Origin of the sequence: Myceligenerans indicum, assembly GCF_016742955.1 — a bacterium.
Taxonomy (GTDB): domain Bacteria; phylum Actinomycetota; class Actinomycetes; order Actinomycetales; family Cellulomonadaceae; genus Myceligenerans; species Myceligenerans indicum.
On record NZ_JABBYC010000021.1, the window covers coordinates 53,438 to 63,749 of the forward strand.

Annotated in this window: 8 protein-coding genes; 4 read left to right on the forward strand and 4 right to left on the reverse strand. The window is 73.1% G+C overall.

The annotated features are described in order from the left end of the window. Positions 1-32 precede the first annotated feature (32 nt). Positions 33-887, reverse strand: coding sequence for a formate dehydrogenase accessory sulfurtransferase FdhD (fdhD, locus tag HGK34_RS12605; protein WP_201847780.1), 855 nt, complete (start codon positions 885-887; stop codon positions 33-35). Between the two features lie 33 nt (positions 888-920). Between fdhD and HGK34_RS12610 the strand changes: the two genes are divergently transcribed. Next, entirely contained in the window at positions 921-3,386 is a 2,466-nt protein-coding gene (locus HGK34_RS12610; RefSeq protein ID WP_201847782.1) for an FdhF/YdeP family oxidoreductase, read from the forward strand. A gap of 9 nt (positions 3,387-3,395) precedes the next feature. On the opposite strand, the gene eat is transcribed toward HGK34_RS12610, so the two are convergent. Together eat and HGK34_RS12620 are read right to left on the reverse strand one after the other, a co-directional pair. Further along, positions 3,396-4,829 (reverse strand): ethanolamine permease, encoded by a 1,434-nt coding sequence (eat, locus tag HGK34_RS12615; protein ID WP_201847784.1) that lies wholly within the window; start codon positions 4,827-4,829, stop codon positions 3,396-3,398. Between the two features lie 152 nt (positions 4,830-4,981). Next, positions 4,982-6,058 (reverse strand): phosphotransferase enzyme family protein, encoded by a 1,077-nt coding sequence (locus HGK34_RS12620; protein WP_201847786.1) that lies wholly within the window; start codon positions 6,056-6,058, stop codon positions 4,982-4,984. A gap of 309 nt (positions 6,059-6,367) precedes the next feature. On the opposite strand from HGK34_RS12620, the gene HGK34_RS12625 reads away from it, so the two are divergent. The 3 genes from HGK34_RS12625 to HGK34_RS12635 are packed head-to-tail and all read left to right on the forward strand — an operon-like array spanning position 6,368 to position 9,202. Continuing rightward, entirely contained in the window at positions 6,368-7,747 is a 1,380-nt protein-coding gene (locus HGK34_RS12625; protein WP_201847788.1) for an aspartate aminotransferase family protein, read from the forward strand. Positions 7,748-7,783: 36 nt separating this feature from the next. Further along, on the forward strand, positions 7,784-8,566 hold the full coding sequence (locus HGK34_RS12630) for a GntR family transcriptional regulator (protein WP_201847790.1): 783 nt from the start codon (positions 7,784-7,786) through the stop codon (positions 8,564-8,566). Positions 8,567-8,608: 42 nt separating this feature from the next. Then, positions 8,609-9,202, forward strand: a complete 594-nt coding sequence (locus tag HGK34_RS12635) for a VanZ family protein (protein ID WP_201847792.1) — start codon at positions 8,609-8,611, stop codon at positions 9,200-9,202. 102 nt (positions 9,203-9,304) lie between these two features. Here the strand turns inward: HGK34_RS12635 and trmB are convergent, their stop codons facing one another. Beyond that, complete coding sequence (trmB, locus tag HGK34_RS12640) at positions 9,305-10,075, reverse strand: tRNA (guanosine(46)-N7)-methyltransferase TrmB (protein ID WP_307815936.1); 771 nt, start codon at positions 10,073-10,075, stop codon at positions 9,305-9,307. Positions 10,076-10,312: the final 237 nt, after the last annotated feature.

Genomic DNA, 10,312 nt, shown 5'->3' on the forward strand with positions numbered 1-10,312 from the left:
CCCGGGTACCTCCCGGTGCGCTCCGTCCCGGCTCAGCGCAACCGGTCCGCCCGCGTGTAGACGTTCATCGATCCGCCCCGCACGAAGCCGAGCAGTGTCAGGCCGCACTCGTCGGCCAGGTCGACGGCGAGCGTGGACGGCGCCGAGATCGCCGACAGCACGGGGATCCCGGCGCGCACGGCCTTCTGCACCAGCTCGAACGACGCCCTCCCGCTGACCTGGAGCACCGTCCCGCCGGCGGGCAGGCGACCGTCGCGCAGGGCGGCTCCGACCACCTTGTCGACCGCGTTGTGCCGTCCCACGTCCTCCCGGACGTACAGGGGCTCGCCGTCGGCCGTGAACAGGCCGGCCGCGTGCAGCCCGCCGGTGCGGTCGAACGCTCTCTGCCGTTCGCGCAGCAGGTCCGGGAGAGCGGCGACGACGTCCGCGGCGACCGTCACCGTGTCCCCCGCCACCGGCCATCGCAGCGCCCCGGCCACCTCGACCACGGTGTCCGACCCGCAGACCCCGCACGCGCTCGTCGTCAGATGCGCCCGCGGCCGCGGCGGCACGACGCCGTGCGCGAGCGCGACGTCGAGGGTGTTCTCCTCCTCCTGGCAGGCCTTCATACCGACGACGTCCGACGCCGCCGCCACGGCTCCCTCTCCCACGAGCCACCCGGCCACCAGGTCGAAGTCGTGCCCGGGTGTGCGCATCGTGAGCGTGAGCGGCTCTGCCACCGGTCCCGCCGACGACGGCGACCGCACCGGCCCACCACCCCGCACCAGGCGCACCATCAGCGGCTCCTCCACGGCGAGCGTGTCGGGCCGCGCCGACCGCACCGGCTCGGCGGCTCCGTCCCCGGCACGCACCCGGACCACCCTCCGCCGTTCGCTGCTCACTCCCATGCCCCCAGTGTCCCGCGGCGTAGAGTCACTGGCGTGAGTGACGACGCCCGCAGCCAGTCCCCGGAGCCCACGCTGGACGTGGGGCCACCGCAGCACGAGGCCGCCGGGGTGGCCGGCGTCGTGCACGCGATGGCCGACGTCGTCGAGGAGCCCGGTCTCGGCCGAGGACTGAAGGCGCTGCGCCTGGTCAACCAGCACCGCGGCTTCGACTGTCCCGGCTGTGCCTGGCCGGAGCCCGGCAAGCCGCACCTGGCCGAGTTCTGCGAGAACGGCGCCAAGGCCGTCGCCGAGGAGGCCACGCGCCGCCGTGCCGATGCCGCGTTCTTCGCCGAGCACTCCATCGACGAGCTGGCGACCTGGACGGACCACCGGCTCGGCAAGTCTGGCCGGCTCACCGAACCGATGCTGCGCGACACCGACGCCGACCACTACCGTCCCGTCTCGTGGGGCGAGGCGCTCGACCTGGTCGCCGGCGAACTGCGCGCCCTGCGCGACGCGGGTGAGCCCGACCGCGCCGCCTTCTACACCTCAGGCCGCACCAGCAACGAGGCGGCGTTCCTCTACCAGCTCCTCTCGCGCCGGCTCGGCACCAACAACCTGCCGGACTGCTCCAACATGTGTCACGAGTCGTCGGGCTCGGCGCTGACCGAGACCCTCGGGATCGGAAAGGGCAGCGTGTCCCTCGCCGACATCACCGATCACGCGGACCTGATCGTCGTCGTCGGGCAGAATCCCGGGACCAACCACCCGCGCATGCTCACGGCGCTGGAGGCCGCCAAGGACCGGGGCGCGCGGATCGTGGCGATCAACCCCCTGCCCGAGGCAGGGCTCCAGACCTTCCGGAACCCGCAGCGCGTGCGCGGCGTCGTGGGCCGCGGGACACGGCTGGCCGACAGGTTCCTCCAGGTCCGGCTCGCCGGCGACCTCGCCCTGTTCCAGGCCGTGAACCGCCTGCTGGTGGAGCGGGACGACGACGCCCGCGCCGCCGGCCGCGCACCGGTCCTGGACCACGACTTCATCGCCCGGTACACGGACGGCTTCGACGAGGCCGCCGCGGCCTGGCAGGCGCTGTCCTGGTCCGACGTCGATGCCGCCACGGGCCTGGACCGCTCCGACATCGAGGGCTTCGTGGACGACGTCGTCGCAGCGCGGAACGTGGTCGTGTGCTGGGCCATGGGGCTGACCCAGCACAAGCAGGCCGTCGCCACGATCCGCGAGGTGGTCAGCTTCCTGCTGCTGCGCGGCAACGTGGGGCGGCCGGGCGCGGGCGCCTGCCCCGTGCGCGGGCACAGCAACGTGCAGGGCGACCGCACCATGGGCATCTGGGAGCGCCCGCCGGCGGCGTTCCTGGACGCGCTCGGCGCCGAGTTCGGCTTCGACCCGCCACGCGAGCCCGGCCACGACACGGTCGACACGATCCGCGCCCTGGCCGACGGCCGGATCGACGTCTTCATGGCCATGGGCGGCAACTTCGCGGCGGCCACCCCCGACAGCGCGCTCACCGAGGGGGCCCTGCGCCGCGTCCCGCTGACCGTGCACGTCTCCACGAAGCTCAACCGCTCGCACGTCGTCCCGGGCCACAGGTCCCTGATCCTGCCCTGCCTCGGCCGCACGGAACGGGACGACGGCGATCGCCGGCACGTCCGTGGTCCCGGGGACGACGGCGACCGCGGGCGGGGCGCCGCCCCGGGAACGGTCGCGCGGTTCGTGACGGTCGAGGACTCCATGAGCGTCGTGCACTCCTCGCGCGGCACGCTGCGACCGGCGTCGGACCTGCTGCGCAGCGAGCCGGCGATCATCGCCGACCTGGCCCGGCGCGTGCTGGGACCCGAGGACCCGACACCGTGGGAGGAGTTCGCCGACGACTACGCGCGGATCCGCGAGTCGATCTCCCGGGTGGTGCCGGGCTTCGAGGACTTCGAGCGTCGCGTCGCGGAGCCCGGCGGGTTCGTGCTGCCGCACCCGCCCCGGGACACGCGCGAGTTCCCCACGGCGACCGGGAAGGCCAGGTTCACCGTGAACCCGCTGGACGTGGTGCGCGTTCCGGAAGGGCGGCTGCTGCTGCAGACGGTGCGCAGCCACGACCAGTTCAACACGACGATCTACGGGACCGACGACCGCTACCGCGGTGTCCGGGGCGGGCGTCGCGTCGTGTTCGTCAGCCCGGACGACCTGGAGGAGCTCGGCATCGCGGACGGCGAGACGGTCGACCTCGTGTCGGAATGGCCGGGCAGGGCCGGGCGGTCGGACGGCCCACGAAGGCGGGACGAGACCGGCGCGACGGCCGAGCCGAGCCGCGGCACCGGGATCCAGCAGCGCCGGGCAGCCGGATTCCGGGTGGTCGCCTTCCCGACCGCGAAGGGTTGCGCCGCCGCCTACTACCCCGAGACCAACGTGCTGGTTCCCCTGGACCACACCGCCGAGACGAGCAACACCCCGGCGTCGAAGTCGCTGGTGATCCGGCTGGAGCGCCCGGACGACGGCGCCGGCCCGCGGTAGCGGCCCCCGCTACCGCAGCCCTGCCTCCGCCTGGGCGAGCTGCGCGAACTCCTCCTCGGGAGCGGATCCGACGACATGGCGGTTGCCCCAGACCACGAAGTAGGCGAGCCCGAGCACGAAGACCACTGCGGTGACACCGGCGGCCTGGATGTCGACGAAGAAGGTCGCGACGAGTGCGACGACCGCGAGCACCAGGCCGATGCCGGTCGTGACGACGCCGCCGGGCGTCCGGTAGGGCCGCTCCAGGTCCGGCTCGCGCAGGCGCAGCACGATGTGCGAGAGGTTGAGCAGCACGTACGAGACGGCCGCACCGAACACGGCGATGTTGATGAGCTTGTCGCCGTCCCGCACGATCGCGGCGAGCAGGAAGCCGATCGCCCCCGGCACGATCAGCGCCCAGGTGGGTGTCATGCGCGCGTTGGTGCGGCTGAGCCACGTGGGCAGGTAGCCGGCCCGGGAGAGCGCGAAGAGCTGGCGCGAGTACGCGTACACGATGGAGAAGAAGCTCGCGACGAGGCCCGCGAGCCCGGCGTAGTTGACGAAGACCGCGAGCCCGTCGCTGCCGACGGCGCGCAGGGCGTCGGGCAGCGGGCTGCCGGACTCTCCCACGAGGGCGCTGCCCGCGCCGCCCGGAGCCAGCACGAGCACGAGCAGACCGGTGACGACCAGCACCGCCATCGCGACGATGATGCCGCGAGGCATGTCGCGCTGCGGGTTGTCGGCCTCCTCGGCGGCGAGCGGCACGCCCTCGATCGCGAGGAAGAACCAGATGCCGAAGACGAGAGCGCTGACCACTCCAGGGATGCCGTGGGGAAGGAAGGCGGAGGCGCCCGCGGCGTCCGTCGGGGCGATGTCGAAGAGGTGGGAGACGTCGAAGTGCGGGATCATTCCGGCCGCGAACGCGACCAGGGCCACGACGGCGACGGCGGTGATGGCGAACATCGCCTTCAGGGCCTCCCCCACACCGACGAGGTGGATGCCGACGAAGACCAGGAAGCAGGCGAAGTAGACGGGCCATCCGTCCGTGATGCCGAAGAGCCCCAGGCTCTCGACGTACCCGCCGATGAAGACGGCGATCGCGGCGGGGGCGATCGTGTACTCGATGAGGATCGCGAGTCCCGTCGCGAACCCGCCGAGCCGTCCGAGGGCCCGCCGGGCGAAGCCGTAGCCGGCGCCCGCGACGGGCAGCGACGACGACATCTCCGCGAGGCCGAACACCATGCAGCAGTACATGACCCCCATGAGCACGAAGGCGATGAGCAGCCCGCCCCAGCCACCCGCGGCGAGGCCGAAGTTCCAGCCGGAGAAGTCGCCGGAGATGACGTACGAGATGCCGAGGCTTGCGAGCAGCAGCCAGCCGACGGCGCCGCGGCGCAGCGAGCGCTGCTCGAAGTAGGTCGTGCCGGGGTCCTTCGGCTCGGCGGGGGTGACGAGGTCGGTCATGGGTGGTGCCTCCAGGGGGTGTGTCGCGACAAGGCCTGTCGCGATGGGGGTGTCGTGGCGGGATGAGCCGCGGCGAGGGACGCCGCGACGCGTCAAAGGGAGCAGGGCGGCGGAGCGTCACCGTGGCGGGGTGCCGCGAGGCCGCCGGCGGCTCAGGCGAACAGCCAGGTGCGGTTCTCGAGATACCGCCGGGCGACGAGCACGGACCCGGGGATCTGGGCGTCCCAGAGCTCGGCGGGCAGGGCGTCGGCACGGTGCGTGGTGGTCCAGCCGAGCATCGTGAGCCGGCGGACCATGCTCAGGGCGGCGGCGTGCTCCAGGTCGCGCGCGGACAGCGTCCGCACGGTCCGGTATCCGGTGACCCAGCTCCGGGCGATGTCGGACGCGTAGGGCTCGTGCTCGATGAACGACAGCGCGGCGGCGAAGTCGTAGAGCAGCCACGAGAAGCCGCAGTCGTCGAAGTCGATGACCGTGAGGGCGCCCTCGTGGATCATGATGTTCGAGGGCCGCAGGTCGGCGTGGACGAGCCCCCAGCCGGCGTCGTCGGTCGCGATGTCCGCGAGCTCGGCGAGGGCCGCGCTCTCGGCGGCCTCGAGCACCTCGCGCTGGGGTGGGGTGAGAGCCGCGTCGCGCCAGTCGCCCCAGCGGCTCGTCGTGCCGAGCATGTCGCCGAGCGTCCACGAGAAGCGGGTGAAGCCGTCGGGCCGCGACCAGCCCGCCTGGTGGTCGTGCAGCCGGGCGGTGATCGCACCGATCTCGGCGTAGTAGGGACGCGGGTCGGCGAGGTCCTCGAGGATCTCGCCGGTGACGAAGGCGAAGGCCACGCAGAACCAGCGGGTTCCGCCCGCGCCGTCGACGGTGAGCACCAGGGCTCCGGAGGTGGTGGGCACGACGTCGGGCACGGTCACGTCGCACTCGTCCGCGAGCCGGCGCACCCAGGTGAGCTCGCCCTCGATCTGGCGGGTGTCGCCGACGTGGCCGGGACGGTGCACCCGCAGCACCGCGTACGGCACGTCGTCGACGTCGACACGGAAGGTGGCGTTCTCGGAGACGGCGATGAGCCGGATCTCGGTGCGGGTGGGGTCCAGGGACCATGCCTCGTGGACGGCGGTCGCGATCCAGTCGGGGGCAGGGTCACCACGCAGCAGTCCGTCGAACGCGGCGAGCGGTGCGGCGCCGGCGTGGTCGGTGGTCGCGGGGGTGCCGGGGGTGCCGGTCACGGCGGTCATGGGATCTCCTCAGCGGGTGAGGAGGGTGGGTTCCGCCGCAGAGCCTGCCATGGCATCCGCCCCGTGTTCCAGCGGTGGCGGCCGGAATTCACCAGGCCGAAACGCGGGCGGTGTCGTGACACAAACCATTCATGCGCGAAGCCGCCTTCGTAACCCACGCGTCACCGCGGGCCGTTCCGGCGGGCGCCCGTCAGGAGGAGGCTGAACGCATCGACACATCGTCTCGAGGGATGGGTTCCCCGGCACGACCGGCGGCTGCCGACCCGGCACCGCACGGACCACACCTACCGCCACACCGAGGAGCGCCGTATGGCCATCCGCTCCACCATCATGGACACCAACAGTTTCCGGGCCGAGGACGCCGAGGCGCTCGACCTGCGGACCCGCGAGCTGACGGGCCGCCGGGAGGCCGTGCTCGGCGCCTCGTACCGCCTCTTCTACCGCAGGCCCGTGCACCTGGTACGCGGTGAGGGCGCCTACCTGTGGGACGCCGACGGCCGTCGCTACCTGGACGCCTACAACAACGTGGCGAGCCTGGGCCACTGCCATCCGGCCGTCGTCGCCGCCGTGACCGAGCAGATGCAGCAGCTCAACACGCACACCCGGTACCTGCACGAGCGGATCCTCGACTACACCGACGAGCTGCTCACCACGATGCCGCCCGGCCTCGACAAGGCCATGTACATGTGCACCGGCTCGGAGGCGAACGACCTCGCGATCCGGGTCGCGAAGGCGTACAGCGGCGGCGAGGGCATGATCGCCACGACCGAGGCGTACCACGGCACGAGCGAGCTGACCTCGGGGGTGTCTCCCGCCCTCGGCGCGGGCCAGCCGATCGCGCCGACGACGCGACTCGTGCCGGCCCCCGACGCCTACCGTCTCGGCGCGCCCGGCTCGGCGGCGCTGGAGGCCGCCGGCCGCGACGGCGTGGACGTGGGCCGCTGGTTCGCCGACCGCGTGCGGGCCGCAATCGCCGGCATGGAGGCCGACGGCATCAAGCTGGCAGGCTTCATCGCCGACTCGATCTTCTCGTCGGACGGCGTGCTGCCCGGTCCGGCCGGCTGCCTCGCCGAGGCCGTGGAGGTCGTGCACCGCGCGGGCGGCATCGTCATCGCGGACGAGGTGCAGCCCGGATTCGGACGCACGGGTGACGCCTTCTGGGGGTTCCGGCGGCACGGGGTCGTGCCCGACGTCGTGACGCTCGGCAAACCGATGGGCAACGGCATCCCGGTCTCGGGGCTCGTCGCCAAGGCCGACGTCCTGGCGGCCTTCAGCGATCGCGTCCCCTACTTCAACACCTTCGGCGGCAACCCCGTGTCGATGGCCGCGGCACAGGCGGTGCTGACGACGATCCGCGAGGAGGGCCTGCAGGAGCACAGCCGCGTCGTCGGCCGCGAGCTCCTGGCCGAGCTGCGGGGCCTCGCGGCGGCCCACCCCTCGGTCGGCGATGTGCGGGGAGCGGGCCTCTTCATCGGGTTCGAGCTCGTGGCCGACGCCGAACTGCGCACGCCCGACCGCGACCTCGCCCTGGCGGTGCTCGAGGAACTGCGCGAGCGCGGGGTGCTGACCTCGGTGGCGGGCCCGCACGGCAACGTGCTCAAGCTGCGCCCGCCGCTCGCGTTCCGGACCACCGACATCGACCAGCTCGTCTCAGCGCTCGACGCGTCGCTCACGGCGCTCGGGGCCTGAGAGGCGACGCTCCGCGACCTGCCTAGGATGCGACTCATGAGCGGGGAGGACACGCGGGCTGCCGGCGGGAGTGCCGCCGAACGCGCCTACACCGCACTGGTCCGTTTCTGCCGCGCGGAGCGCTTCCACCCGGGCGAGCAGATCGGCAACGAGAGGGCCCTCGCCGAGCGTCTCGGCGTGGGCCGCACCGTCCTGCGCCAGGCCATCGACCGCCTGGAGCAGGAGGGGACCGTGCGCCGCGCGATCGGCCGCACGGGCGGCCTCTTCTTCCACGACGGACGCATCCAGCGTCACCTCAACACGGTCGAGGGTGTGCCCGACATGGTGCTGCACCAGGGCCGCTCGGTCTCGACACGCGTGCTCCGGGCCGAGGTCGGCGTCCCGGAGCCCGACGAACGGCGCCGGCTCGCCCTCGACGCCGGGGCCGTCGTCGTGCGGGTGCGGAGGCTGCGCCTCGTCGACGGAGTCTCCTGGTCGCTCGACCACTCCACCCTGCCGGCGTCACGGTTCCCCGGGCTCCTGTCACGGGACCTGACGGGGTCGCTCTACCGTGTGCTGGGCTCGGTGTACGAGCTCGAGCTCGATCACGCGGACGAGACGATCGAGGCCGTGCCCGCGACGGCCGAGCAGTCGGCCGTGCTCGCGGTGCCGGAGGGCTCCGCGCTGCTCTCGATCTGGCGGGTCGCCTGGGACGTCGAGGGCACGCCCGTGGAGTACGCGCACGACCTCTTCCGGGCCGACCGCACCCGCGTGCACCTGCAGAAGTACGGCACGAACTGGAAGCGGACGGTGCGGCTCGGACGCGACGAGAGCCGGTAGGTTTGGTCTGGTTCGTCCAGCACTGACTGCTCAGGAGCACCTATGACCGGAGTCCTCGGCGGACTCGACCTCGCCCCGTTCGCGATCGTGGTCAGCCTGGTGGTGGCCGCGGTCGCCATCGTGCACCACGCGAGCCTCCGCGCGGACGCGGAGCGCGCCGCCGAGGCGGGCTGGATCCTCGACGTGGTCCTCGCGCTGCACGCCGTCGTCTACGTCTGGGTGACGCTGGGGATCCACGCGAGCCCCGGCACGCTGTCGCCGAACCTCGTCCCGTTCACGGACCTGGCGGCGACGTTCGACCACTGGTTCACGACCTGGATTCCCCGGTACGGCCTCACCCAGGTGCCACCGCAGGTGGCCGTCGTGGCGGGGAACTTCCTGCTGCTCGCACCGTTCGCCGCCGTGGCGCCGCTGCGCTGGACGGCGCTCGCGTCCGGGTGGCGCGTCGTGGTCGCCGCCGCCGTGATCGCGGGCGCCGACGAGGTCCTCCAGGGCGTCCTGGGCCGTGGCCGGAACCTCTCGCTCGACGACGTCCTGGTGCAGGTGCTCGGCGCGGCGGCGATCTACGGCATGGCGACGGGCGCGCTCAACGCCCGCGAGCGCCGCCTGGCCGCCGCGGACGCCGACGTCGCCTGACGTGCGCGACGGCGTCGCCTGACGTGCGCGACGACCGACTCCCGATCCACGCGGCGTCGGCCGTCCACGCCACGACGGAGCGCCGTGCGCTGCGCCCCGAGGTCAGGCCCGGACGTAGGTCAGGTCCGTGATGTCGCGGCCCGCCTTGTGGGCCTTGCGCTCGAAGCCGGTGACGACACGGCCCTCGAAGCGAGGTGCGGCGGCGCGCGGCCCGTGCGCGTTGCGCAGGCCGGGGGCGGCCTCCAGCACGTCGAGCATCTGGTCGGCGTACTCCGCCCAGTCCGTCGCGAGCCGCCAGACGCCGCCGGGACGCAGGGCGCGCATGACCTTCTCGGCGAACGCCGGGTCCACGAGGCGCCGCTTGCGGTGGCGGGACTTGTGCCACGGGTCGGGGAAGAAGGTCCAGACCTCGGCGAGCGATCCGGCCGGAATGGCCGTGTCCAGCAGTTCGGCGGCGTTGACCTGCATGACACGGAGGTTGGGCAGGCCGGCCGGCTCGGTGCCCGGCGTCCGCTCCTCGGCGGCGCGGTCGGCCCGCACCATCACCTGCGCGACGCCCGGCTGGTACACCTCGACGGCCAGGTGGTCACGGTCCGGGTCCGCGGCGGCCGCCGCGACGATCGCGTCCCCCTGACCCGATCCGATCTCCAGGACGAGCGGCGCCGTCCTGCCGAACACGGCGGTGGCGTCGAACTGCCAGGCGGGGTCCACCGACATCCGCCCCACGTGCCGGGGCGCCTCGACCAGGTAGAAGCCTCGCCGGGTGTCCCAGGCCCGCTGCTGCCCGGTGGTCAGCCGGCCGGAGCGCGACGCGAAGCTCACCGGGGACGTGCGGAAGCGGGAGAGATCCGGGGCGGACTGCTGCTGGTTCACCGGAGAATCGTACGTGCCGCGCACCGTGCCGCGCCTCGGCACGTCCGGTCGCGTCGCAGGCTTCGGGCGGCAGCCGCGCGGACCCCGGAGCGGGCCACGCTTGCGGCCGCACGGACCTCGGCGCCGGCCGCGCTTCGGCCTGAGCGTCGCGACCACGCCGAAGTCCGACGATGGATCCGGGCCGACCTGCGCGTACACGTCCCACGTCGCGTCGTTGGCTGTCTCTTATACACATCT

Bases quoted from the DNA above. Each gene is read 5' to 3' on its own strand.
- HGK34_RS12625 (WP_201847788.1), top strand. From the start codon at position 6,368: ATGGCCATCCGCTCCACCATCATGGACACCAACAGTTTCCGGGCCGAG.
- HGK34_RS12635 (WP_201847792.1), top strand. From the start codon at position 8,609: ATGACCGGAGTCCTCGGCGGACTCGACCTCGCCCCGTTCGCGATCGTG.
- HGK34_RS12630 (WP_201847790.1), top strand. From the start codon at position 7,784: ATGAGCGGGGAGGACACGCGGGCTGCCGGCGGGAGTGCCGCCGAACGC.
- eat (WP_201847784.1), bottom strand. From the start codon at position 4,829: ATGACCGACCTCGTCACCCCCGCCGAGCCGAAGGACCCCGGCACGACC.
- HGK34_RS12620 (WP_201847786.1), bottom strand. From the start codon at position 6,058: ATGACCGCCGTGACCGGCACCCCCGGCACCCCCGCGACCACCGACCAC.
- fdhD (WP_201847780.1), bottom strand. From the start codon at position 887: ATGGGAGTGAGCAGCGAACGGCGGAGGGTGGTCCGGGTGCGTGCCGGG.